Origin of the sequence: Synechococcus sp. R6-5, from assembly GCF_047461775.1 — a bacterium.
Classification (GTDB): domain Bacteria; phylum Cyanobacteriota; class Cyanobacteriia; order Thermostichales; family Thermostichaceae; genus Thermostichus.
This window is the reverse complement of the sequence record NZ_JANSHV010000078.1, coordinates 1-25,100: the sequence shown is the minus strand read 5'-3', so window position 1 is coordinate 25,100 and position 25,100 is coordinate 1. Positions and strand designations below refer to the sequence as shown.

Here is a 25,100-nt window from a genome sequence, read left to right as displayed (position 1 = left end):
GCCTCCGGCACCCTACCGGGAACCGCACTGCTGTCCCAGTAGATAGCGAGTCACCTTGGACTCCGTCCCGCTAGCGCGAACGGGCAATGCTGTTCGCTTTTGGCAGCGCGCGGCGTTATAGACTGACAATCTCTACCAAGACCAAGGTGCTCCGCACTGCTGACATGATGGCCGATTCTCTCCCCCCCATTTCCGAGCGCAAACAGGATCACCTGGACATTGTTCTGCAGCAGGATGTGGCTGCCAAAGGGATCCGCACCGGGTTTGAGCGGTTTTTCTTTGAGCATGTGGCGCTGCCGGAGCTGCTGTTGCCGGAGATCGACCTAAGCTGCGAATTCTTGGGAAAACGCCTACAGGCACCCCTGCTCATCAGCAGCATGACGGGGGGAACAGAGGCTGCCCATGAGCTAAACCGACAACTGGCTGCCGCTGCCCAACAGTTGGGCATTGCCATGGGGGTGGGATCCCAGCGGGCAGCCTTGGAACATCCAGAGCTAGCCCGGACTTACCAGGTGCGCCAAGTGGCCCCGAATATTCTGCTGCTGGCCAACCTGGGTGCCGTTCAGCTCAACTACGGTTATGGGGTGGAGCAGGCGCGACGGGCGGTGGAGATGATCGAGGCGGATGCGCTGATTCTGCACCTCAATCCTCTCCAGGAGGCGGTTCAGCCCCAAGGGGATCCCGACTGGCGTGGATTGTATGGCCGCATCGAACGGTTGGTGGCGCAGTTACCGGTGCCGGTGGTGGTGAAGGAAGTGGGCAATGGCCTCAGTGCCAAAGTAGCCCAGCAGCTGGCCGAATGCGGCGTGGCAGCCCTGGATGTGGCGGGGGCGGGCGGCACCAGTTGGAGCGAGGTGGAGGCCCATCGCCAAACAGATGCTCTCAAAAAACGCATCGCCCACAGCTTCAGGGACTGGGGGATCCCAACGGCTTTGTCCCTGCTGGAAATTCGTCGCCTGCTGCCGGACTTACCCCTGGTGGCCAGCGGCGGCATCCGCAATGGCATCGACGCGGCCAAAGCTATCCGTCTGGGAGCCGATGTGGTGGGTATGGCCGCCCCCGCTTTACACGCCGTCTCCCAAGGACAGATGCAGGCAGTGGTGGACACCTTTCGCGCCGTGATCGAGGAGCTGCGCATTGTTGCCTTTTGCACCGGATCGGCCAACTTGGCTCGGCTGCGACAAGCTACCCTGCGGCGGCAGGATACTTGGGATCCCTTGCCCTAAACTCCAAGCACTTGCCACAAACTGAGGGTCAATACCAGAGCCCCCAGATGATAGGGCCACTGTATGCTTTGTCGAGATGCTTTGTCGAGCTATTTTGCCGGTCAGCACCCAGGAGAGAACCAGAGCCAAGATAGCGTGGATCCCTGGAAAAACCGAATCACCGCCCGGTAAACCTGCCAGAGATAGAAAGAAGGGATCCCGGCTGGGAGAAAGTTGCTCAGGTTACCAGCAGCACCTAACCTGCCTCCATCTGGACGGTCAAGGCAAGTGCAATTGTCGGCTAACCCGCACCATCGGCCCCAGTCCCAGTCCCGTTGGGTTCAAAGCCTGCATCTCAAACAAGGCCAGAATGTGGCGCACTTGCAGCTCTGGGCGCGTAGAATTCACCCCCATCGCCACCACCAAGCCGCAATAGCCACCCGTATCCCGGCAACGCCGCTCCCAGCGCTTGCGAGCCATGGAGTGAACGGGATCATCTTCGGGAAACTCTCCAAACAGGTGCAGATCGCGATTGCCCGTTTGCACAATTTCCAAGTCGTAGCGATCGCCATCGAAGGGATCCACCCCTGTGTTGAAACAAACGCCTTGCGGCCCACCTTCCCCACGCAAATTCTCGATGAGCTGCTTTGCTTTTGATCGAGAGGTGCGCACAATCACCACCGGCAGCCCTTCTCCATTTTTCACCAGCTTGCTTTGGGGGAGGGGATGCCATTGCCCCGTGCGCCGCAGCATTTCCACCGTTGTCCACGGCAAGACCCCCAGACCTATCTGCGCCCCTTCCGGCACCAAATCATCCCGCAGCAGGGTTTGTGCAGGTTCTTCCGCCTCCTCTTCCAGCTCCAGCAGCTCTTCGGCCACGTCCGGCAGGGTGCGCACCTGCACCGAAAGGGTTGTCCCCTTCTCTTGGGGATTGGGAATGCGGTACCGACCTTGATAGGAGCGAAAGTCATCTTCCAGCTTGCGGTGGTACTGCTTGAAGAAGCGATGCAAGGCTTCCAGGGCCACCGATAAGGCCGCCGCCTCATCCTCCTGCAAAGTCACGCGCAAGCCTTCCAGGGGGTGAATGGTGCCGAAGTTCGGCTCAATTTCCTCGGGATCCAACTCTGCCAAGTCCAGATCCGGCAGTTCGTTAAGTTCAGGATTGCCAGCTTGGAAGGTGAGATAGAGACAATCTTGCCTGAGGAAGGCTTCCTCCATCTCTTCGGGAGTATCCGGCTGGGCCGCATCCTGGCGAAACTGTTTAAGAGAGGGCAGCGAGCGATAAAAAAGCACCCCATACTCCATGCCCAACCGCCCCATCACCGAGACATAAAGGGTTTGGATGTCCCAGTGATCTAGGTCGATGGCCAAGATTTGGTGATCCTCTAGGTAATCCCAGGGAGCATCTCGCCAGAGGGTAAGGGCTTTGCCGGCCAGCAACTCAACATAGTGTTCCGGCAGAGGGGGAGGGATCCGTTCGTTGGCCTCTTCAAAGCTCTGCAGGATCTCGTCGATCAGAGGCAATTCCGGCTGGCATTCCACCTTAATGTCCAGCTCGTGCAGGATGCCGCGCAAGAAAAATTGCACCTCTCGATCCCGCACGATGATCTTCTGGGGGCGAGCAGGTGAGGCAGCATGGGGCCGCTCCATAGCCATGATCAAGGTTCGCACCATCGGCTCAAAGCCAGAATCGGCGGGCACCACTTCCATGGCCCGTACCACGCCCTGAACGCCATCTACCCAAAGAATGCACTCCCCTTCCGTTTGGGATCCCATGGGTGGCGATCCTGAGAGCTTGTGGCGATCCCCTTCCCACACCGAGGGCACCTGGGGCAGCTTTTGCAATCGACGAACCGTAGCGGCTGGGAGACCGGACATAGACATCCAAGGAGAATCAGGAGAACAACCCAATCGGCTGAGTAGGTATGCCAAACTGAGCAGGGAACGGCCTTGGCCTTTTGCCGGTAAGGCCCAGGGCTCCCGCTAATGCCAATCTAACCACCAGTGTAGAAGCTGAGTTCGGCTTCAGCGAGAGGAGACAGCAGAGCCAAGTTCCATGGCACCAGAAGCTGATGGTCAGATTCGAACTGACGACCGCTCGATTACAAGTCGAGTGCTCTACCAACTGAGCTACATCAGCAATTTCTGCTCACCGATTCTAGCATTTGTCCCCTGCGAACTGGGGCTCGCAGGGAAGGGCGCCCAGCCGACTTCACGAGTCAGCTACTGCTGATCCACTGCCGGGCGAGCAATGGGAGCCAGGTAGATCACCAAAGCCCCTGCCAGAAACCCCAAGACGTTGCGCAACACCGGGATCCAATCCTGCGTGCGTGTGACCACCGGCCCGATACCGAAGGCCCCGAACAGAATGAACCACAGGGGAGAAATGAGCAAGGCCCAACGCCAGTTAAACAGCTCCTCCGCATGGCGGGGCTTGCCGGCAAACCCAAGGACAATCCCCCCCAAAATCGAGGTCACCAGCGTCAGGATCCACTGCTCTTGAGGCAGGCCGGGCACCACGCGGCAGCCTCCCTGATGAAAGCAGCGATCCAAAACATCCACGGTCTCTAAGATGGCGCGGTGGGTGCCGTGCTCCCGCACATAGAATTGATTGCCAAAGCGAGATTGCAGCTCAATCCAAAAGGTACGTGGCAAGATCTCGCGCACAGCATCCCCTACATTAAACGCCAGCAAGTTGCCCCCCCTGGGATCCGCCACCATCAGAACGCTGCGCTCATTCAAGCCCCAGTACTCTTTCACCTGACGGCCTGGAGTTTGATCAAACTGAGTCAGCACCCGCAGCTTCCAGCCGGTGTCTTGCTCTAACTTGTTCAGATGCTGGGCCAGTTGAGCTTCCTGATTGCTGGTCAACTGATCCGCTAAGTCCAAGACCGGCACAGGCGGCTGGGGCAACTCCATCGGCACCACCGGCAGGGCAGGTTGCGCCCAGGTCAGGGATCCCCCGCCCACCGCAATCAACAGCCCAAGGCAAAAGCCCACCCCAACGCGGAGTATCCGTTGCCACTCGATGCTCATGCTGATCCCTCTCTTAGCTTTGACGCTGAGATACTGAGAAATGATGTTAAGAAATGTTTCAATTTCTTATAGATCTATCATGCACCGGAACAAGACGTTTGGCCAGAGGGATCCCGAGGAAGCAGCGGTGGCGAGGGCGATGTTTATATCAAGCTGGGGCTAAAGGTGCCGGCGGGGTCGAAGTGCTGCTTCAGCTTGCGCATCAGACTTGCAGCCGGGCCAAAGTCATGGGCAAGAGCCTTCTTCAGAGCCGGCGGCGCCTCCAGAAGCAGGAGAAATCCGCCCGCAGACTTGAGGTAGCGCTGCAGTTGCATCAGGGATCCCACTTCTGGCTGAACCAGCCAAGCCCGCCCTAGCCCACAGCCTCGGTGCAGTTGCACCTGAGCCCCAGGAAACAGGGTTTGAAACTGCTCCAATGTTGCCAGGCTCTGATTGGGCAGGCACCCGAACTTGGCCAGCACCGCCCCTGAGCCGGGTTGAGGCAGGGGCAGAGAGTCGGGATTCACTTCCTGCAAAGTCAGCCCTGCAGGGGCCAGCCGCCGCGTTTGGGCCATCTGTTGGGCGATTGCTCGCTCCGAGCCGTGAAAGCTGAGCCAAACTTGGGATCCCTCTGCCCTCAGCCAGAGATCCACCCCCACAGGGTTAACGGGGCCGGTCAGCACCTGCCGACACAAAACCTCCAGCTCCGGCAGGGATCCTGTAGCCAGCAAAGCAGACTGAGCTGCCGGCAAGGGGTAAAGCCGCAGGCTCACCTGGGTCAAAATTCCCAAGCTGCCCAAGGATCCGGTGAACAGCTTCATCAGGTCATAGCCAGCAACATTCTTGACAACCCGCCCGCCCGCTTTGGCCACTTCCCCATCCGCCCGCACCCAGGCTATGCCCAGCAGCAAGTCGCGGATCCCGCCGTAACGCCAGCGCAGAGAACCCGTATCGGCAGTGGCGATAATGCCCCCCAGGGTAGCCCGCTCCGGATAGAGGGGATCCACCGGCCACCATTGCCCCCGCTCGGCCAAGATGTGTTGCAGTTCCGCCAAAGTCATGCCAGCTTCCACCGTGACGGTGAGATCAGCAGCCGCATGGTCGATGAGCCGGCGTAAGCCGCGCGTGCTGAGAACCAAATCCACCGGCTCCACAGAGTGGGCCCAGCCCCACTTGCTCCCCTGCCCCAGCGGCAGCACTTTCCGCCCTTGGCACTCCTTTAAGATTCCGGCCAATTCCGAGACCGTTGATGGAGTCTGGATCGGCAAGGGATCCCCTGGATCAGATAGCAAGGTCGCCAGTGAATGGGGAGAAGACATTGGGGAAAGCGAAGCAGAGATTAAACAGAAGCAGAGATTAAAGAGAGAAAACCTGTCCAAACCAGCCTAATTGCGGGGTTATCCCACCCTACCTCAGTCTACAGCCAGCAAAAATCTCAGCTTGGAGAGATGACCCTCAACCAGAGCCAGCCTTCAATGTGGTACCGCCCTTACACAGGTCTGCCGAAAATCTCGGAACCAAAGCTCCGCCTCGTCACTGCTCACCCTGAAAGATCCTGAAGAGATCCATAAGCCTGCAGGGTTTCTCTCTCCCGCAGACTACTATCTGATACTAGTGGAGAAGCCGTGCGCAGCGAAGCAGACTCTACAATCGGAAAACTTTGTAAACTCCGTAAACAATGCAAACAAAAATAAAAAACGGCAACAGTAAAAAACGACGGATTAAGTTGAGCAAGGTAGTTTGCAGACGCTGTGAGCAGATTATCTGCTAGGATGGACGCTCTTTGTATTGGGGAAAAGCAGTCGTGAGTGCGATTAGCAACATCATCTTGGTGGGTATGGGGATCCTCCTGACCCTTGCCAGCCTTTGGTACGGGCAAAACCACCATCTGCTTCCCGAATCTGCTGCCGAATCAGCCCCCTTGTTCGACAGCCTCTTTAACAGCACCATAACCATTGCCACAGGGATCTTTTTGGTGGTACAGGGAGTGCTTCTCTACTGTATTGTCCGCTACCGCAAGCGGCGAGGCGACAAAGGCGACGGGGATCCCAGCCACGGCAATGTGCTGCTGGAGATCGTGTGGACGGCGGTGCCGGCGGTGATCATTCTTTGGTTGGGCTTGGCCAGCTTGGATGTTTACCAGGCCATCTACGGGGGTGCTGATGTCGGCGGGCACATCCACGCAGCCATGGCGATGGAGTCTTCCCACGAAGCTGAGGCGGGGGATCCCGGCTACGCCTACACGCCTGCGGTGCTACCCGGGAAGGAGATGGGCCAGCCGGATCTGGTCGTTCAAGTTCAGGGCATGCAATATGCTTGGATGTTCACCTACCCGGATTCCGGCCTGGTGGCCAGCGAGCTGCACCTTCCTCTGAACAAGCGGGTGCGCTTGGATATGACGGCTCTGGATGTGAACCATGCCTTCTGGGTACCGCAATTTCGCCTGAAGCAGGATGTCATCCCTGGCCGAGAAACCCACCTGGAGTTTGTGCCCACTCAACTGGGGCAGTACCCCATCATCTGCGCAGAGCTGTGCGGCCCCTATCATGGGGTGATGGCAGGGCAATTGTTTGTGGATACGCCGGAAGACTTCGAGCGCTGGCAGCAGGAGCAAGTTTTGGCCGCCCGTGGCGAGGGCAGCACCTTGGCCCTCGTTTCAGATTTCTCGCCAGTCCATCCCTCTCCTCGGCCAGGCTCCCCTGAGGCCGAGTCTGCCTTTGCCCATGTCCACCACCAGCGTTTGGGCGTCTCCCCCTCAGATTTGAAGTCTCTCCAGTCCCATTCTGGATCCCTTCCTTCCGCAGGCTAGCCGGGATCCCTGACGCCCCTTTGGCCTGCGCTTGTGGGAACAACATTCTGCCAACGCGATATAGGAGCTTTTGTGCAATGACCCAGCTGCAAGACAGCCCAAGACTTGTTGCTGCACCGAAGGTTGAACTTGAACTTCCTGCTGAGCCTTGGTGGCGCTTCTTTACCTTCTCCACCGATCACAAGGTCATCGGGATCCAGTACTTGGTGACCACCTTTTTCTTCTACTTGGTGGGAGGGGCGCTGGCGACGGCAGTACGGGCAGAGCTGGCTACTCCAGAGGCCGACTTTCTCGGCTTTGAGCGGTACAACGGTGCCTTTACCCTGCACGCCACGATCATGATCTTTTTGTGGATCGTGCCTGCTTTGGTGGGGGGCTTTGGCAACTACCTGGTACCGCTGATGATCGGGGCGCGGGATATGGCCTTCCCCAAGCTGAATGCAGTGGCCTTTTGGCTGGTTCCGCCCACAGGGATCCTGCTTTTGGCCAGCCTGTTCATAGAGGCTCCGGCTGCCGGCTGGACTTCCTACCCCCCCCTCAGCTTGATCAGCGGCAAAGTGGGCGAAGAACTCTGGATCCTGAGCATTTTGCTGGCAGGAACCTCCTCCATCCTGGCAGCCGTGAACTTCATCACCACCATCCTGAAGATGCGCATGCCCGGCATGAAGATGGAAGACATGCCGCTGTTTTGCTGGGCCATGCTGGCAGCCTCTGTTCTTACCCTCATTGCAACACCGGTTTTGGCCGGTGCATTGATTTTGCTTAGCTTTGACCTCTTGGCAGGCACGGCCTTTTTTAACCCCAGCGGCGGCGGGGATCCGGTGGTGTACCAGCACATGTTCTGGTTCTACTCCCACCCGGCGGTTTACATCATGATCTTGCCGGTCTTTGGCATGATCTCGGAGATTTTGCCGGTGCATGCCCGCAAGCCCATCTTTGCCTACAAGGCCATCGCCTACTCCAGCTTGGCCATCTGCTTTTTGGGGTTGATCGTCTGGGCTCACCACATGTTCACCAGTGGCACCCCTGACTGGATGCGGGTGTTCTTCATGATCGCCACCATGGCCATTGCCGTTCCCACTGGGATCAAGGTGTTTAGCTGGCTGGCCACTTTGTGGGGCGGCAAAATCCACTTCCGCTCGGCCATGCTGTTTGGCATGGGTTTTGTCTCGATGTTCGTGATCGGCGGCTTGGGCGGGATTATCCTCGCCTCGGTGCCTCTGGATATCCACGTTCACGACACCTACTTTGTGGTGGCCCACCTACACTACGTGTTGTTTGGCGGCAGCGTCTTTGGGATCTATGCCGGCATCTACCACTGGTTCCCCAAGATGACGGGGCGGCTGCTGAACGAGTTTTGGGGGCGGGTGCACTTTGTGTTGACCTTTGTCGGCCTTAACATGTGCTTCTTGCCGATGCACAAGCTGGGCCTGATGGGGATGCCCCGCCGGGTGGCCCAGTACGATCCCCAATTTGCCGACCTCAACTGGATCAGCTCGGTGGGGGCCTTTGTTCTGGCCATTTCCACCCTGCCCTTTTTGGTTAACGCCATCTACTCCTGGGTGGCCGGGCCAAAAGCTGGGGATAATCCTTGGCAGGCCCTGACACTGGAGTGGACAACTTCTTCTCCCCCGCCCCATCACAACTTTTATGGGGATCCCATTCTGCTAACTGGCCCCTACGACTACGGCTTGCACAGCAAAGAGACGCTGGACTACTTTGCTGCTCAGTTGCAGAGCTTGCGGGAGCTGGCGCTGGCAGAAGCGGAGCCTACTTCTTCTTAGCAGGCCGGATGCCCGGTGGGCGGCTGATCCCCTGCTCACTGGGTATTCCAGTCTTGGCTGGGCTGCTTGTACAGCCTCAAGAAGTCTCAGGAATTCAGGAATTTAGGTGGAAAGGAATATGCAAGGATCCCTTGCCTCTGAAACGCTGATGGTTGGCCACTCAAGGGCCCACACTGCCCATGCTGAGCACCCGGATCATCGCGTCTTTGGCATCTTGATGTTTTTGGTGGCAGAAGGCTGTCTTTTCCTAGGGCTGTTCATGGCCTACCTGGCCTATAGCCTCACCGCCCCGGTGTGGCCGCCGGAGGGAACCCCAGAGCGGGAATTGCTTTTGCCTGGGATCAACACGGTGATTTTGCTCTCCAGCAGCTTCGTCATTCACAAAGCTGGGTCGGCCATCAAGGCCAATGATGTCAAGGGCCTGCGACTGTGGTTTGCCCTCACAGCCCTGATGGGGGCGGTTTTCCTGGCAGGGCAACTCTATGAGTACAGCAACCTGGAGTTTGGCCTCACCACCAATTTGTTTGCCAGCACCTTCTATGTTTTAACGGGGTTTCATGGTCTTCACGTGCTGGCAGGGTTGCTGTTTATTCTGGCGGTGCTCTGGCGCTCCTTTAAACCCGGCCACTACAGCGCCCAACATCATTTTGGCGTCGAAGCTGCCGAGATCTACTGGCACTTTGTGGATGGGGTTTGGATCGTGTTGTTTATCTTGCTCTATTTGCTCTGAGGTTGTCTCGAAGCCATTTTGGCAGCAACCCGTAGAGCCATTTCAGCTCTGCTCCATGGTTACCTCAAGTGGCAGTGGATCGGCTCGCTGGGCCAACGGTTCCCCTCTCCCCAAGAAGAGCGGCGGCTGAGGTCTGAGAGCGGCTGCGGGAAGATGAGCCTTTCTGGAGAAAGGCCACGATTTGGATCAGCGCTTCTTGAAAGGCATCTCGTTCCGGCTGTCCTTGCTTGAGGTTGTATTCCAATTGCAAAAGCTGCTGCATTGCTTTCAGTAAAGCTGTGGTCTTCAGGGATCCCACCTCTTTTTGCAGAAAGTAAACCCGATTGGGATTCCCGATTTCTGCTTTCTGGGCGATGACCTTGGGATCCCGTTCTCCCTGATCCAGCAGCAGCCGCACCCATAGCCAGGTGCGAAATTGGCCTACCAACACCGCCAGAATCCTCAGGGCCGGCTCGTTGTGATCCAGCAGATGGGTCAAGATGCGTAGGGCTTGTTCCAGATTCCCTTTGCGCAGGGATCCCGCCAATTGAAAGCTGTTGTAGGCGCTGGCGGGAACTAACGCCTCGACTTGTTCAGGAGAAATGGGATCCTGTTGACCTGCCGTAAACAGGGCCAGCTTTTCCAATTCCATCGCCAAGCGACGGGAGTCATTGCCCACCGCCTCGGCCAATTTCTGGGCGGCTGCCGGGCTGAGGGCCAGATCCCGTTGTTCAGCTTCCCGCTGCACCTGCTGGAGAATGCCCTCCTCATCCCAAGGGGCCAGTTGGGAAAACTCGCGGACAATGGCCGTTTTCTTGAGGATTTTGGTGGATTTCAGGCGCCCATCCGGTTTGCTGCTGGTGGTCAAGAGCAAATGGGTGGTGGGGGGCAACTGGGCCAGTGTGCGCTCCACTTCTTCCCACAGATCTTCCGAGCAATGGTGGGTGAGCGTCGTCTCTTCCAGCCAAACCAAGCGGGCGGTGGATCCCAGCGGCGGGGTCATGGCTTGGTTGAGCCCGGCAACCGTGGATTCCGGCGGCAGGCGATCGTAGTTAAAAGCTGCCCAGTGGGGATCCAGCACTTGATCCCGCAACTGCTGTACCGCCTGCATCAGGCGATAGGTATCATCCCCCCAGTACAGGTAAACGGGCACGCTTCGACCGATTGATCCCCAATCTCCCAGCGGAGATCTCCATTTATTCACAATCTACTCAATAGCCAAATGCAGCCATGGCACGGGATCCACCGAATGGTTGTGGACAAATAGCCCCCAATGCAAGTGGGGCCCCGTAGCCGTTCCCGTAGCCCCAATGGCCCCAACCGGCTGGCCGGCTTCCACCCACTCTCCCTCTCGCACATCGATGCGGCTCAAATGCAGCAACAAGCTGGTCACTCCTTGGCCGTGATCGATGCCGATGGTATTCCCGTGAACGCGAAAGCCTTCCGATTCGTAGCCCACCAGCCTAACCCAACCGGCTGCGGGAGCCACCACCACTGCCCCCACAGGGCCTGCATAGTCAATACCGCGATGATAATAATCTTCCGCAAACTGGCCGTTGTAGTAGCGGCGCACCCCAAACGCAGTGGTAACCGGGCCTTGGGCTGGACGGTGAAAATACCCTTGCCAGTACTTCTCCGGGCTGATGTGCTGCCGAAAAGCCTCTACCTTAGTCCATTCCACCTCTGTGGCCCAGACGCTGGCCCCCGCCGGTAGGCGAATCCTTTGAACGGGGAACTCTCGCGGTTGCAAAGACAGTTGCAAGGGAGGTGGGATGGCATCTTGGATAAACCCTTGGATCTGAATCTGGCGAGCTCCAGGAGCATCCAAAGGGGTAGTGGGGATCAACGCCCGCCAACGGTTGGCCGCTATCTGGAAAGCTGGGTAGTGGGCTTGTGTGCCATCGGGATGGATTAGGCTGACCCTAGGCCAATCCCCAAGCAAAGTTTCCGGTGCGGCTGTGATTTGCACAGAAACGGTGTACCCCAAAAGGGGATCGGGAGGGCTCACCTGCACCTGGAGAGTACTGGCCTCAGCAGAGAGCGCTCCCAGACAGATCCCACAGCCCAAGCCCAAGATGATCTTTATCTCGGATCTTTGTCTCGACATTCATCCTCACCCCTTCCCACCTCATCCGTATTTTCCCCATACTTCATTTTGCGTAAGCCAGCTCACCTTGTCTAAGCGGTTTGGCTGGGATCCCTGCTCAGCTTGGTGGAGGGAGCCAGTCTCGCCCCTAGCTTGACTCAAGTTATTTAAGAATAGGTCAAGTACTCGCCCTGTCTGGCGAAAACAAAGGCATCTTTACATAACTTTCATAATCCAGAAGTCTCCGCAGCTCAAAAAGTTCTGTATTCCCACTGAAGAGGTTTCGTAGACCTTCTCCTACAGTTGAATTAGGAGCAGAGACTGCAGGGTTAAAGATTATGGATGGCATTGGCGAGTTTGAGTTTAAGGTGCAAATCTTAGCCCGTTGCATGGGATCCGCCCTGGGTCTGGGCCGTCCTACTCGTATTCAGATTCACTATTCCAACTCCAATTCCCAGAACGCAGTTAGAGCCAAGGAAGGTTGGTCTGGATCCCGCTTAGGCGATCAAATCCCTTCTCCTAATGCCGAAGGTGAAAGAGGATCTCAAGGTCAAGTGCTAGCCTGTGTTGCCTGAAGAATCTTTTGAGAATCGGTCTGTGGTAGATCAGGAGATCTTCGATTGCGGCAATCCAACATTTGATTGAAGATTGAGATAGAGCTTTTTGTAGTTTTTCCTGCTGTTCTTCTTTGCTTTTTACAGAGACTTGTTCTTAAGATTGAAAACCCAACTTTGATAACTCTTCGATGCCTTTTGTCTTGTAGAGTCTTGTGAGTCAGCCGGTTCTTTGTTTTTGTTGAGGGGTACTTTGTCCGGCTGGCGCGATAAGAAGTTGCGCTCTTCTTCGTTGTCTCTTTGCCTCTGGGGATATAAGCTGGAACTTCGTCCCACCGACGCAATCGGAAGGTGACTTGGGGCGTATGAACTTGTGCCCAACAGGCTCCGGAGGGTTATGGAACGAGCAACGCAACGGTGGCACGGTTTTCTGCTGCGCGATTTTCCCATCAAGGCTTGGTGGCAGGGAAGCCTTTTGGGTCGTCTATTGGGATCCCTGCAGAGTTGGGGGAAAAGCAGCGTATTGGTGCAGACTTCCGACCGCATCGGCCTGGGGCTAGTGCTGCTCTACTGGATTTTCTCTGCACAAAGCTCCACCGGCATCCTGGGCCTGATTTTGCTGGCTATGGCTGCTCTGGTGGGCCTGTGCGCTTTGGTGGAAATGCCGATTGGGCTGCCGCTGCATCTGCCCCTGGGCCTTTTCTGGGGAATTGCCACCTTGGCAACGATTCTCTCTCCGGTTGCCTACGCAGCACGGGATGGCTGGCTGAAGTTGACTCTCTACCTGGCTGGTTATCTGTTGTTGCATCGTCTGCTGCGCAAACCCCAATTCCGAGATGGGATTGTGGGATCCCTGCTTTTGGTCAGCTTGGTGATGGGGGTCTACGGCCTGCGGCAATACTTTTATGGGGCAGCGGAACTGGCCACCTGGGTGGATCCGGAGTCGGGTTTGGCGGGTCTGACGCGGGTGTACAGCTATCTGCGCAACCCAAATCTGTACGGGGGCTACTTGATCCCGGTCATTCCCCTGGGGCTGGCCGCCACTTGGATTTGGCCCAGTTGGGGAGCGAAACTCCTGGCCGGGTTTACGACGGCGGTGAACCTGATTTGCCTGTTGCTCACCTACAGTCGCGGTGCCTGGATTGGGGGGCTGGCTATGCTCACCCTGATGGCCGTGTTGTTGGCGCAGTGGCACTCTATCGATTTGCCGGCTCGTTGGCGGCGTTGGGCCTTGCCGGTTCTGTTGAGTGGAGGGGGGGCCGCTTTGTTGCTCGGAATCCTGACGGTACGCTCCCTGCGGCTGCGGGTGCAGAGCCTTTTTTGGGGGCGGCTAGACACCAGCAACAACTTTCGGATCAACGTCTGGGCGGCGGTCTTGGACATGATCCGCGACTTTCCCATCTTGGGGATCGGCCCCGGTAATGTTGCCTTTAACCGCGTCTATCCCCTCTACCAACGAGGCAACTTCAGCGCCCTTGGAGCCTATTCAGTGCCGCTGCAGCTCACCGTGGAGACTGGCTTCATCGGATCTTTAACTTTCGCCTGGTTCCTCTTGGTGCTCTGGGATCACGGCTGGAGATGCTGGAAAACTTTGCTCAACTTGCGGGATCCCCAGGGTCTGTGGGTGGCAGCGGGCTTGGCCGCTTGCACCGGCATGATGGTCCACGGCTTGGTGGATACCATCTGGTATCGTCCACAGGTACAAATGCTGTGGTGGCTTGCGGTAGCGCTCATTACAGCCAGCTTGGCCTCTCTCAGCCCTCAGCCGCTTACAGATGCTGGTGAGACGCCAGTGGGGACTTCCTCCCGTTAAGGTAGCTTAAGCTTGGCCTTCCGGTCTTGACGGGAGCAAATCCAGAGTGGTAAGCATCTTCAGTAGGAGATAAAAATGTATCTGTTTTTACAATTTGCAGGTGTCAGTAGTGTTAGAAATTAGCGGAATTGTCCGGGGTGCAGGAGGCAAATGAAAAAAATCGAGGCCGTAATCCGGCCATTCAAGTTGGATGAGGTCAAAATTGCTTTGGTCAATGCCGGAATTGTCGGCATGACCGTAAGTGAAGTACGGGGTTTTGGCCGGCAAAAGGGACAAACCGAGCGTTATCGGGGATCCGAGTACACGGTAGAGTTCCTACAAAAGCTGAAAGTGGAGATCGTGGTCGAAGATGACCTGGTGGATACGGTGGTGGAGAAGCTGATTGCAGCGGCTCGCACCGGCGAAATCGGGGATGGCAAGATTTTCATCAGCCCCGTCGAAAAAACCATCCGCATCCGAACTGGCGAGCTCAACCAAGATGCCCTATGAGAAGGGATCACGTTCAGGGTTTGGGTTGCCCGGCCTGAGCCTCGTGTGAGTTTGCTTCATGTCTCTTTTGCTGTATATCTGATGAGGTGTTCTTGCCCTACTTTTCGGGTAATGTGTTGCGAGAAGTACTGTCACTTTAGGTGAGTCGAAAAGCATGAGTACGACAATGATCCAAAAGCTCAAGAGCCAGGTGCCCCAGTGGCTTTGGCGACCGGCCAAGTGGAGTCTGACTGCCGCTCTAATGGCTGCGCTGGTTTTTCTATTCGGCCAGGGAACTGCCTTTGCTCAAGAGGCCGAGGAAGTTCAGAAACACGCTGACGTTGTTTGGACGATCGTGTCGGCGGCCTTGGTGTTCTTCATGCAGGCGGGGTTCGCCATGGTGGAGACGGGCTTTACCCGCGCCAAGAATGCCGCCAACATCATGATGAAGAACTTGATGGACTTCTGCATGGGCTGTTGCGCCTTCTGGTTCATCGGGTTTGGCCTCATGTTCGGCAAAAGTGCTGGCTTCTTCGGCACTGACTGGTTTGCTTTTGGCTGGCAGCAGGCTTACGAGGCAGATGGCTGGCCCTTTACTTTCTTTGTCTTCCAGATGGTGTTTGCCGCTACCGCCGCCACCATTGTTTCCGGAGCGATGGCAGAGCGCACCAAGTTCTTGGCCTACTTGATCTACTCGATCGTTATTTCTGGGCTAATCTACCCCATCTCTGGGGGTTGGGCCTGGAACGGGCTGTTCGGCGACTACAACGGCGGCACAGCCGGCTGGCTGGAAAATCTGGGCTACATCGACTACGCCGGGTCGGGGGTGGTGCATTTGGTAGGGGGCGCTGCGGCCTTGGCAGGTGCAATCGCGCTTGGCCCTCGCATTGGCAAGTACGGCCCCAATGGAGAGCCGCGGGCTATTCCCGGCCACAACCTGCCGCTGGGGATGTTGGGGGTGTTTATCCTCGCCTTGGGCTGGATCGGGTTTAATGCCGGTTCCACCACTGCAGCCTCTGTCGATATTGGCTGGATTGCCATGAATACGCTGCTGGCAGCTTCGGCTGGAGCAATTGGGGCGATGTTCACCTCTTGGGTTCATTTTGGCAAGCCGGATATGACCTTTGCCGCCAACGGTGTCCTGGCCGGCTTGGTGGGGATCACTGCCCCTTGCGATAGCGTCCATCCTTTGGGTGCTCTGATCATCGGCTCGGTGGCCGGGATTCTGGTGGTGATTTCGGTGGTGATCCTGGATACGGTGCTGAAAATTGATGACCCGGTGGGCGCGATTTCGGTACACGGCACCTGTGGTATCTGGGGGGTGTTGGCAGCAGGGATCCCCTTCTTTGCCAATGCCAACTATGCTGAAGAGGTCACCTGGGCCCAATTTGGGGTACAAGTGGTGGGCGCTCTGGCCTACTTCCTCTGGCCCTTTATTACCTGCTTGATCCTGTTCTTTATCCTCAAGGCTGTAACCGGCCTGCGCACCAGCGCCGAGGAAGAGATCGCCGGTTTGGATGTGGGCGAGCATGGCAACGTGGCCTACCCCGACTTCGTTACTGCTGCCACCGATTCGGAGCAATCTTGAGCCGTTGTGCTCGGTCTGACCTGGGGTTGCCGGATCGGAGCATTGCTGAACTGAGCATCAAATGAGCATCAAAAGGGAGGGTCAGGGCTGGCCCTCTCTTTTATGGCTTGCTAATGTATTTGGTGGCATTGGTGTAGGTGGTTACGGGTAGGAGGGGAGAAATAGCTCAAAATCGAGGTGTGGGACTTGGAATCGAGATGAAAAGTCAGATAGGTGAGACTGTTTTCTCTCGTCTTCGGCAGGGGATCCTTTTGGGTTTGAGGACAGGGGGGAAAGTCCTGCTGGGGGTTGGAGCTTTGCTGGGGTTGGGAAGTTTGGTTGCCCCGCCTGCTCTGGCCCAGACGGATCTCACGGCTCTGGAACAGGCTCTCCCACCCGAGGCTTGGGCTGAGCTACAAACCTTACTGAAAACTCAGCAATACCATGCCGACATCGTCTGGACAACGGTGGCCGGGGCGCTGGTGTTTTTCATGCAGGCGGGCTTTGCCATGGTGGAGGCGGGCTTCACGCGGGCTAAAAATGCTACCAACATTGTCCTGAAGAACCTGATGGACTTCTGCTTCGGGGCCTGCGCTTTTTGGTTTTTGGGGTTTGGGCTGATGTTCGGATCCCATGTGGCCGGTTTTTTGGGCACCAACTGGTTTTTTTTCAACTGGCAACAGGGAGCTGAAGCCGGCAGTCAAAACGATGCTTGGCCTTTCACGTTCTTCTGTTTCCAACTGGTGTTTGCCGCCACCGCTGCCACCATTGTCTCCGGGGCAATGGCGGAACGCACCCGCTTTTTGGCTTATTTGATTTACTCCATCGTCATCTCTGGGGCGATCTACCCGATTTCCGGGGGCTGGGCCTGGAATGGCCTGTTTGCCGACTACAACGGTGGTACAGCCGGCTGGCTGGAAAACCTGGGCTACATTGACTTTGCCGGGTCGGGGGTGGTGCACTTGGTGGGTGGGGCTGCAGCTTTTGCGGGAACTTTGGTGTTGGGGCCGCGCTTGGGCAAGTATGGTCCCAATGGGGAGCCGCGGGCTATTCCCGGGCATAGCTTACCCTTGGGCATGTTGGGGGCGTTGATCCTGTGGCTGGGCTGGATTGGCTTTAATGCCGGCTCTACAACGGCAGCGATTCCTGATATTGGCTGGATTGCTTTCAATACCTATTTGGCCGGGGCGGCAGGAGCCATCGGCGCTCTCTGTACTTCCTGGGCCATTTTTACCAAGCCGGACATGACGTTTGCAGCCAATGGGACACTGGCGGGGCTGGTGGGCATTACTGCCCCTTGCAACACTGTTCATCCTTTGGGGGCAATCCTTATCGGCTCGGTGGCCGGGGTGTTGGTGGTGTTGTCGGTGCTGTTTATCGAGGGCACCTTGAAGGTGGATGACCCGGTGGGGGCGGTGTCGGTACATGGGGTGTGCGGCGCTTGGGGGGTCATTGCTGCAGGGATCCCGTGGTTTGCCCATGCGGAAGCGGGGGTGACTTGGGCGGTGTTGCCGGTACAGATTCTGGGGGTTATTGCCCTGGGAGGATGGTCTTTTATCTGTTGTCTGGCTTTGTTTTTGATTTTGAAGGGCACCATCGGTCTGCGCGTCTCGGCAGAAGAAGAGTTGGCCGGCTTGGATATTGGCGAGCACGGCAACATTGCCTACCCTGACTTTGTCACTGCTTCGGGAGAGTTGGAAGGTTGAGCAGTACACTGGGATCCGGTTGGATGCACTTTTGGATCCCATGCACCTTCTGATCCCGGCGGCTGGCAGCGGCAAGCGAATGGGGGCTGCGGTCAACAAGCTGTTGCTGCCGCTCTTGGGTCAGCCAATTTTGGCTTGGACGTTGCAGGCTGCGGATCAGGCCAGCTCCATCGAGTGGATTGGCATTCTCTCCCAACCCGGCGATTGGCCAGCCATCGAGCAGATCCTGGCGGCAATGGATCTGTCCACGCCGGTGCAGCTTTTACAAGGGGGGGCGACGCGGCAGGAGTCGGTTTGCAAGGGGGTTGAGTATCTCTATGGGTGGGGGACGGTGGAATGGGTGCTGATTCACGATGGGGCCCGCTGCCTGGCTACCCCTGAGTTGTTCGATCGCTGTAGTGCTGCTTTGCAGCAGGTGGATGGTCTCATCGCGGGGATACCTGTCAAGGACACGATTAAAGTCGCTGAGGCAGGCCCAAAAGGGATCCAAATTCAGTCAACCCCAGAACGCAGCCGGCTGTGGGCAGCGCAAACGCCGCAGGGGTTTCGCCTGTCGATGCTATGGCAAGCCCATCGGGAGGCTCTGGCCCAGGGTTGGCAGGTAACCGATGATGCAGCCCTATTCGAGAAGCTGGGTTGGCCAGTCTACATCGTCGAAGGGGAGGAATCCAATCTGAAGCTAACCACCCCCCTGGATGTGTTGCTGGCCGCACAAATCTTGCAGCAGCGTCTCGGACCAGCGCGTTAGCTCAATTCAATCCCGGTAGGGCCAGTCTCAACCTTGGGAATTAAAAGTAGGGAGGAAGAAATCTAGGTTCACTAAGAGCACTTTGATCACCCCATCTCTTGTGGTCCGTTGGAAATGAAAATGATAAGTCTGGCTGTTTAGAATCTAATGCACCCAAGACACCTGAAACCAAGCAAAAGATGAGATTAATGCACTTTTCACTTTCTTCATAAACTTGCCGTTCTGAGAACCGAACTACAACCCAGCCTCTATCCGCTAGATAAGCATCACGCTTACTTTGCTTAGGATCATTCACAGTATGGGCTGGCCTACACAGATTACCTTCAAGAAACCATGGCTCATCAATTTCAATGTCAATGAGTAAAACGAGTGATCTTTTTCCATCTCTAGATACCTGCATTGCGATATCAGGGGTATAGCACCGGACACTAGACTGCTCTATGCACCAGCACCAGTTGCCCATGCCGATTGCAGCTTGCCCATCAAAGGCTGGGGTAGCTCGGGTAGATTTGGCCTAACAGGGCGTTCCGGCATTCGAGGTAGTTCAGGTTCCGTTGGGCGCTCCGGCATCTGTGGCGGCTCCGGCTCCAGCGGACGGGCAGGCATCTGTGGCGGCTCAGGCTCCGGCGGGCAAGGTGGGAGATCTGGCCCCCTCAGGAGGAGAGCAATCGGCTGGGGTAAAACAACGTAGGGATAATAGTCTTTCCGAACGTACCTTAAGATGGGATGCGAGTGCCTGTCGTGATCTTGCCTGCTTGAGCCTCCAGATAAGTTCCCTTGGAATCCAGTTTGAAAAGACTTTGGAAAAGGGATCTTCAAAGAGGCCCTTGAAGGGGTAGGAAGCAAGCAAATGCGCGAACCGACGTCGTGGCCTGTCTACATTGTCGGGGCTGGCCCCGGGGATCCGGAGCTGATTACCCTGCGGGGGCAAAGACTGCTGGCGGAAGCCGATGTAGTGTTCTACACAGGTTCTTTGGTGCCAGAGGGAGTGTTGGCCCATTGTCGCCCTGGGGTTGAGGCCATTGACACCCGCTCCTTCACGCTGGAAACGCTGCTGCCGCAAATTGTGGAACGGGTCAAGGCGGGGCGGCGGGTGGTGCGGCTGCAGGATGGGGATCCCTGCCTTTACGGCGCTCTGCACGAGCTGCTGATCCGGCTGGCGGAGGCAGGGATCCCTTTTGAGATCGTGCCGGGAGTAAGCGCCTTTCAATTGGCAGCCGCCCGTTTGCAGGTGGAGTTGACCATACCCAAGTTGGTACAGACGATTATCCTCACCCGCGCCAGCGGTCGCACCCAGGTACCGGAAGCAGAAGCCCTGGCCAGTCTGGCAGCCCACCGCGCCTCTTTGTGTCTATATCTGAGCGCCCGCCACGTAGAACAAGCGCAGGCAGATCTGCTGGCTCACTACCCCGCCGATACCCCGGTTGCCGTTTGTTATCGCTTGGGTTGGCCGGACGAACAGATCTGGCTGGGATCCCTGGCCGAGATGGCCGCCCTCACCCGGCAAGCCGGCTTAGAACGCACAGTGCTCTATCTCGTCAGCCCTGCCTTGAAAGGCTTGTCAAGCTCCAGATCTGCCCGCTCGCGGCTCTACAGCCCTGACCACACCCACCTCTTCCGTCCCAGAATGGGCCGGCAGCCCCGTTTGTAACAGGCTCTTTCAGTATATTGACGGACTCCGGCAGATTGAGCACAATGAGGCAGCAAGATGAGGTCAGAGGCCTTGACTTCTGGCGAGGGGGTACTCGTTTTTGCCGAGAGAAGTGGATCCCTCTTGGATTGGAGTTGTTACAAGACCATTTTTTCACTCTCTAACTTAACTTTGCAAACTCTAACTTTATGGCTGGCTCATCTGCTGCTCGCAGCGTGGAAACCCTGATCAAGGCTCTGCAGAAGGCCCTGGCCCCCCTGCCAACCCGTTCGGCCCTGAAGCAAGATGTCCTTTACCTCATGGTGGATCTCCCACGGCAGGGGATGTTTAGCCGCTCTATGGTGTTGCATCGAGTTGCCAGCCAATTGGGGGGCTTGCCTGTGCAGGGAGTTAGCCAACTGGTGGTGTACGGTCGGCTTCAGGGGGAAACACAGCCGCAGTGGAAAAAAGTCTTCTACTTGTCCTCTGGGGAAAGCAGTGCCGATGCCACGCAGATTGTATTACCGGGCACCAAGATTTCTGAGATCAAGGTGCTGGAGGCCCAAAAACCTGTTGTGGATCCCGACCACAACTCCGATTTTCGCAAAGTTAAAACTCTGGGGGCACCGGTTCCCAAAATTCAGAAAGAGCGCTGGCCAGAAGCGGCTCCAAGCCAGGCCTCGGTTGGCCATGCCCCTTCCCAAGACGGGATCCCGACCCCTCTGCCTACAACTGCTCGCCCCAGTTCTCCTATCGACGTTCTGGCCAACTTTCCGACACTTGATCAATGGTTGCACAGGCCTGCTCTAAGGCCCTTCTTGGGGGGAGTTCTGGCTTTGTCTCTCCTGCTGGGGGCTGGGTTGGTGGTGCGCTCTTTTGGGCAAGCCGATGTTCCTGCCCGAGCCAGATCGCTGGGGTTGGGGATCCCGCTGTTGATCTTGGCTGCAGGGGGGGGCTGGCTGGGTTGGCAAGGCCGGCGTGCCATCAACACCTTTGAGCGGGAGGGATCCCAGGATCCCTTTACAGAAGGGCTGTCCTTTTTACAGGCCAATCCAATTCCTGAGGCAGTGGAGCGGTTTCGGGAGGCCGTGCGGCAACAGCCGAATCATGTCGAGGCCCACGTTGAGCTGGCCCATCTGTTGGCAAAAACCAACCGACTGCAGGAGGCATTGAGCCACTACCAACAGGCCAAACACCTGAACCCGAACTGGAGCGGCATCAACACCCACCTGGTGGAAACCCTGAAGGCTCTAGCACGGCAGTGGCTGGCCCAGCATCAGCCGGATGAAGTTCTGGCCCACTTACCCGAAGCATTCCCCCTCACCCAGGGATCCGCCCAAGCTGAGATCTATAGCCTGCTCGGCCAAGCCTGGGCAGAGAAGGGCAACTGGGCAGAAGCGTTGGCCCAGCAACAAAAGGCCCTGGGGCTGGATCCCCACTTCAGCGAGGCTCATCTCTGCATTGCTCAAGTTCGCCTCAAGCTGGGGCAATGGGACGAGGCCATCGATTCCTGTTGGGCTGCTTTGGAGTTGAATGATCGCCTGGGCCTGGGCCACGTCGTGATGGGACAAGCGCTGATGCGCAAAGGACAGCTAAAAGCGGCAATCGCAGCCTTCCGAACTGCTCTCAACCTGGATCTCGCTCCTGAGTTGGCAGCCGGTGTGCGGGTGGATCTGGGTTTGGCAATGGTGCATGCAGGTCATCTGGCTCAAGCCAGCCAAGAGTTCAGCCAGGTGATCTTCAATGGCCAGTTCAAAAGACAGCAGGCTCGCGCCTACTACGGTTTGGGTCTGGTGTTGGCAGGCCAAGAGCAATACAGCGAAGCCATCAAGAACTACCGGCGGGCTTTGGAGCTGGCCCCCGATCTGCACGCAGCAATGGCCGCCATTGGCCTAGCCTACTTGGGGCCCAAACAACGGGATGCCTCTGGGCGCAAGTTCATCCAGCCCCAACAGTTGCAGCAGGCTATGCAGCAGTTTGAACAGGCCCTCGAAGGAGATTCAGAGTTGCCAGAAGCTCACTTTGGCCTGGGCGAAGTGGCGCGCATCAAGGGGGATCTAACCTCGGCGGAGGCCAGCTATCGACGGGCCATTCGCAGCAATGGCAGCTATGGAGCAGCTCACTATCGTCTGGGATCCATCCTTGCCCGCCAAGGCAAGCTGGAGCAGGCCATTGAACACTTTCGCTCGGCTTTGGAAATCGCTCCCAACTTCTCCGAAGCCAGAGTGAGCCTGCAACGGCTTCTCTCCAAACAGATGGAAGAGGCCCATACCGGCCTACTCGTCCCGTAAGGTGGGATAGGATCTTCCAGTTAAGGTTCTCTCAACCCATGACACCAACGCCAGGTTGGGTGGTCAGCCCTGCAACCGCCATCCAGCTCATCCAACAAGGGGCAACGCTTCTGGATGCACGCAGTGCGGAATTGCAAGCCGACGGGATCCTGAAGGGTTCAATTCCGGTGAACTGGACGGAGTTTACTCAACCAGAGGCTGCCAACAGCGGCAAGCTGTTGGCAGATGATGCCCTTCTCACCGAAAAGCTGCAGGGCCTTGGCGTGTTTCAGGGGCGTCCGGTGGTGGTGGTGGCCGATCCGCTGCGGGGTTGGGGAGAAGATGGCTGGATCGTTTGGATGTTGCGCAGCTTGGGTCATCCCCAGGCAGTCATGGTGGACGGGGGCTATCCGGCCCTGGTGAAGGAGGGAGTGCTGACCACAACCCGACAAAGCGCCGACGAACCGCAACGGGGCGACTTTGTAGTGCGGCGAACCGACCGGTGGGAGATCGACCGGGACACTCTGCGGGCCAGCCTTGGCTCCGACCGTGTGGCCATCCTCGACAGTCGCGAAGCCCAAGAATACAAGGGAGCCACCCCCTATGGTGAGGCGCGCGGTGGACACATCCCCGGCGCTGTGCATCTCTACTACAAGGAGCTGATGGATGCGGCGGGATCCCTATTGCCGCCCGATGAAATTCACGCCCGCCTGCAAAAAGCCGGGATCCCTCCAGAAGCCGAGATCATTGCCTACTGCACAGCTGGGGTTCGCTCCGCTTGGGTCACGGTGGTTTTGACCCATTTGGGCCGGCAGGCCAAAAGCTATTCCGGTTCCATCCTGGAATGGGCAGCCGGGGATCTCCAGAAGTTCCCGCTCCAGCCATGAGGGGATCCCTGCCCACTGTGATCTTGGCCGGATGTGGCTATGGAGCCATCGACGCCTTGCGGGCGCTCAAAGGGCAGGCACGGGTGATCGCCATCAACCCCTATCCCTACAGTGTTAATTCAGGCATGTCCACGCGGCTGCTGAGTGGTCGGTTTTCTCTGGAGCTGGTGCGGATCCCTTTGCTGGAGCATATTCAAGCCAACGGCGCCCAGTTTTTGCCGGGGCGAGTCACCCACATCCAACCCGAAGCTCGAACCCTGACCCTGGAGAGTGAAGCCGGGATCCAAACTCTGGCCTACGACTATCTGTTGGTGAATGTGGGCCGGGAGTTGCGCCCCATCGATGGGATCCAACATGCCTTTACCATTCGACCGGCAGAACAATTGGTGGCCGCCCAAACCTGGATCCGGCAGTGCTGGCAACGGGCAGCCCAGGGGGATCCGACGCCGGGTCTGTTGACCTTTGTGGTGGCAGGGGGAGGCTGTACCGGCACAGAGCTGATGGGGGAACTCTACGATCTTTGCCGGGAAATGAGCGCAGAAACAGGGATCCCCTTGGCTCAAGCCCGGCTGATCTTGATCCATCGCCAGGCCCATCTGGTCGAGGGCTTCTCGGAACCCTTCCGCCGGGCGGTGGAAAGGGAAATCCGCCGTCTGGGGGTGGAAATCTGGGCCGGATGTCAGGTGAAAGCCTTTGGGCCGGAGCATGTGTGGCTCTCGGATGGCACCGAGTTGATAGCTCAGACTCGCCTGTGGGCAGGTGGCTTCCAGGCGCCGGCCTGGTTGAGCACCTGCGGCTTGCCAACAGGGCCGACGGGAGCCCTGCTCGTGGACAAATACCTGCGGGTGCAAGGCTCAGAGCACATCTTGGCGGTGGGGGACTGCGCTGACTTTGTTTGGGGATCCCGCCTCTTGCCCAAGATCGGCGTGTACGCGGTGCGCCAGGGGCCAATTGCAGCCCAAAACCTGCTGCGGCTCATCCGCGGCCAACCTCTGATCCCCTACCGACCGCAGGCCACGGTTTTTGTTTGTGTAACGGTGGGGAACCGCGTTGCCGTTGCCGAGAAAGGCAGGCTGGTCTGGCGCGGCTATGCAGCCACGGTGCTGAAGAACTTTTTTGATTGGCTGTACATGCGCAAACTTAAGCCCCTGCGCTGGCAGGAGTTTTTCTACTGACTCAAGCTCTACCAAGAACGGGGTTAAGATCAAAACCAGATGGGCCAGGTCGGGCTCGCTTCCCAAATCCTGAATATCTGAGAACTATGGCTATTCCCGGCGGCAATGGGCTATGAGCGGATCGACTTTTGCCGACCGGCCAGAGCAGCGACCAACCAGGAGCAACAATGCCTCTAGATAACCTGCGCGGACTCTATCAGCAAGTCATTCTGGAGCGGTACAAAAAGCCCCACAACTTCGGCAGAGTGGATCCCGTCCACCGCCACCAGCGCGGCCACAACCCCTCCTGCGGCGACACCATCGACCTCACCTTACAACTGGATCCCAGCCAGGAGCGGATTGTCGATATCAAATTCGAGGGGGCAGGCTGTGCCATTGCCCTGGCTTCTGCCGATCTCATGGCGGATGCGGTGCGGGGGCGCACCATCCCCGAAGCTCTGCAGTTGGTGGAGCGCTTCCAAGCCATGATGCGCGGTGGCGAAGAGTTCCCGCGGGAGCAACGGGCTTTGAACGCCATGAAAGGGGTAGCCCAATTTCCAGTGCGCATCAAATGCGCCAACCTGGCCTGGCATGCGCTCAAATACGCGCTGGAATCGCCCGAACCCCAGGCCAATGGGTCGGCCTTTGTGAGCAACGAAAACACCGACTGACCAAAAGGCGCGGCAAGCCCCGTC

The 25,100-nt window shown here is 57.6% G+C and carries 20 protein-coding genes and 1 tRNA gene; 14 read left to right on the top strand and 7 right to left on the bottom strand.

The annotated features are described in order from the left end of the window. Positions 1–164: 164 nt before the first annotated feature. The gene (fni, locus tag NW818_RS04855) at positions 165–1,226 is read left to right on the top strand and encodes a type 2 isopentenyl-diphosphate Delta-isomerase (protein WP_414423965.1); all 1,062 of its coding nucleotides are present in this window, start codon (positions 165–167) and stop codon (positions 1,224–1,226) included. A gap of 258 nt (positions 1,227–1,484) precedes the next feature. Here the strand turns inward: fni and NW818_RS04850 are convergent, their stop codons facing one another. The 4 genes from NW818_RS04850 to NW818_RS04835 form a co-directional block, all read right to left on the bottom strand. Beyond that, positions 1,485–3,083, bottom strand: a complete 1,599-nt coding sequence (locus NW818_RS04850) for a DUF6930 domain-containing protein (protein ID WP_414423964.1) — start codon at positions 3,081–3,083, stop codon at positions 1,485–1,487. 189 nt (positions 3,084–3,272) lie between these two features. Further along, positions 3,273–3,345, bottom strand: a tRNA-Thr gene (locus NW818_RS04845). A gap of 83 nt (positions 3,346–3,428) precedes the next feature. Further along, positions 3,429–4,124 carry a TPM domain-containing protein gene (locus NW818_RS04840; protein WP_414351270.1) on the bottom strand — a complete coding sequence of 232 codons (696 nt, stop codon included), beginning with the start codon at positions 4,122–4,124 and terminating at the stop codon, positions 3,429–3,431. A gap of 260 nt (positions 4,125–4,384) precedes the next feature. After that, positions 4,385–5,488, bottom strand: coding sequence for an FAD-binding oxidoreductase (locus tag NW818_RS04835; RefSeq protein ID WP_414423963.1), 1,104 nt, complete (start codon positions 5,486–5,488; stop codon positions 4,385–4,387). A 536-nt stretch (positions 5,489–6,024) separates the two neighbouring features. Here NW818_RS04835 and NW818_RS04830 point away from each other — a divergent pair. The 3 genes from NW818_RS04830 (at position 6,025) to NW818_RS04820 (ending at position 9,543) form a co-directional block, all read left to right on the top strand. Then, complete coding sequence (locus NW818_RS04830) at positions 6,025–7,029, top strand: cytochrome c oxidase subunit II (protein ID WP_414423962.1); 1,005 nt, start codon at positions 6,025–6,027, stop codon at positions 7,027–7,029. A gap of 77 nt (positions 7,030–7,106) precedes the next feature. After that, a complete protein-coding gene (gene ctaD, locus NW818_RS04825; RefSeq protein ID WP_414417477.1) occupies positions 7,107–8,813 on the top strand; it encodes a cytochrome c oxidase subunit I in 1,707 nt (568 codons plus the stop codon). A gap of 118 nt (positions 8,814–8,931) precedes the next feature. Then, positions 8,932–9,543 (top strand): cytochrome c oxidase subunit 3, encoded by a 612-nt coding sequence (locus NW818_RS04820; protein ID WP_414423961.1) that lies wholly within the window; start codon positions 8,932–8,934, stop codon positions 9,541–9,543. Between the two features lie 64 nt (positions 9,544–9,607). Here NW818_RS04820 and holA read toward each other — a convergent pair whose 3' ends face one another. Together holA and NW818_RS04810 are read right to left on the bottom strand one after the other, a co-directional pair. Further along, positions 9,608–10,675 carry a DNA polymerase III subunit delta gene (gene holA, locus NW818_RS04815; RefSeq protein WP_414423960.1) on the bottom strand — a complete coding sequence of 356 codons (1,068 nt, stop codon included), beginning with the start codon at positions 10,673–10,675 and terminating at the stop codon, positions 9,608–9,610. Positions 10,676–10,729: 54 nt separating this feature from the next. Continuing rightward, positions 10,730–11,629 carry a M23 family metallopeptidase gene (locus tag NW818_RS04810; protein ID WP_414328690.1) on the bottom strand — a complete coding sequence of 300 codons (900 nt, stop codon included), beginning with the start codon at positions 11,627–11,629 and terminating at the stop codon, positions 10,730–10,732. A 930-nt stretch (positions 11,630–12,559) separates the two neighbouring features. Between NW818_RS04810 and NW818_RS04805 the strand changes: the two genes are divergently transcribed. The 5 genes from NW818_RS04805 to ispD all read left to right on the top strand — a co-directional run bounded on the left by NW818_RS04805 (position 12,560) and on the right by ispD (position 18,464). Further along, complete coding sequence (locus NW818_RS04805) at positions 12,560–13,975, top strand: IctB family putative bicarbonate transporter (protein ID WP_414423959.1); 1,416 nt, start codon at positions 12,560–12,562, stop codon at positions 13,973–13,975. A gap of 150 nt (positions 13,976–14,125) precedes the next feature. Beyond that, the gene (locus NW818_RS04800; RefSeq protein ID WP_011430352.1) at positions 14,126–14,464 is read left to right on the top strand and encodes a P-II family nitrogen regulator; all 339 of its coding nucleotides are present in this window, start codon (positions 14,126–14,128) and stop codon (positions 14,462–14,464) included. A 154-nt stretch (positions 14,465–14,618) separates the two neighbouring features. Beyond that, a complete protein-coding gene (locus NW818_RS04795) occupies positions 14,619–16,031 on the top strand; it encodes an ammonium transporter (protein ID WP_414357151.1) in 1,413 nt (470 codons plus the stop codon). Positions 16,032–16,345: 314 nt separating this feature from the next. Continuing rightward, entirely contained in the window at positions 16,346–17,716 is a 1,371-nt protein-coding gene (locus NW818_RS04790) for an ammonium transporter (protein WP_240527655.1), read from the top strand. Between the two features lie 40 nt (positions 17,717–17,756). Continuing rightward, positions 17,757–18,464, top strand: coding sequence for a 2-C-methyl-D-erythritol 4-phosphate cytidylyltransferase (gene ispD, locus NW818_RS04785; protein WP_414423958.1), 708 nt, complete (start codon positions 17,757–17,759; stop codon positions 18,462–18,464). Between the two features lie 40 nt (positions 18,465–18,504). On the opposite strand, the gene NW818_RS04780 is transcribed toward ispD, so the two are convergent. Continuing rightward, a complete protein-coding gene (locus NW818_RS04780; protein ID WP_414423957.1) occupies positions 18,505–18,864 on the bottom strand; it encodes a DUF559 domain-containing protein in 360 nt (119 codons plus the stop codon). A gap of 450 nt (positions 18,865–19,314) precedes the next feature. On the opposite strand from NW818_RS04780, the gene cobM reads away from it, so the two are divergent. The 5 genes from cobM to sufU all read left to right on the top strand — a co-directional run bounded on the left by cobM (position 19,315) and on the right by sufU (position 25,076). Further along, positions 19,315–20,115 carry a precorrin-4 C(11)-methyltransferase gene (cobM, locus tag NW818_RS04775; RefSeq protein ID WP_011434250.1) on the top strand — a complete coding sequence of 267 codons (801 nt, stop codon included), beginning with the start codon at positions 19,315–19,317 and terminating at the stop codon, positions 20,113–20,115. 188 nt (positions 20,116–20,303) lie between these two features. Further along, positions 20,304–22,385: a tetratricopeptide repeat protein gene (locus NW818_RS04770; RefSeq protein WP_414423956.1), complete on the top strand. Its 2,082-nt coding sequence runs from the start codon at positions 20,304–20,306 to the stop codon at positions 22,383–22,385. Between the two features lie 38 nt (positions 22,386–22,423). After that, on the top strand, positions 22,424–23,251 hold the full coding sequence (locus NW818_RS04765) for a sulfurtransferase (protein WP_414423955.1): 828 nt from the start codon (positions 22,424–22,426) through the stop codon (positions 23,249–23,251). Continuing rightward, the gene (locus NW818_RS04760) at positions 23,209–24,426 is read left to right on the top strand and encodes an NAD(P)/FAD-dependent oxidoreductase (RefSeq protein WP_414423954.1); all 1,218 of its coding nucleotides are present in this window, start codon (positions 23,209–23,211) and stop codon (positions 24,424–24,426) included. The genes NW818_RS04765 and NW818_RS04760 overlap by 43 nt, the downstream gene beginning before the upstream one ends. 167 nt (positions 24,427–24,593) lie before the next feature. Further along, positions 24,594–25,076: a Fe-S cluster assembly sulfur transfer protein SufU gene (gene sufU / locus NW818_RS04755; protein WP_011434254.1), complete on the top strand. Its 483-nt coding sequence runs from the start codon at positions 24,594–24,596 to the stop codon at positions 25,074–25,076. Positions 25,077–25,100: the final 24 nt, after the last annotated feature.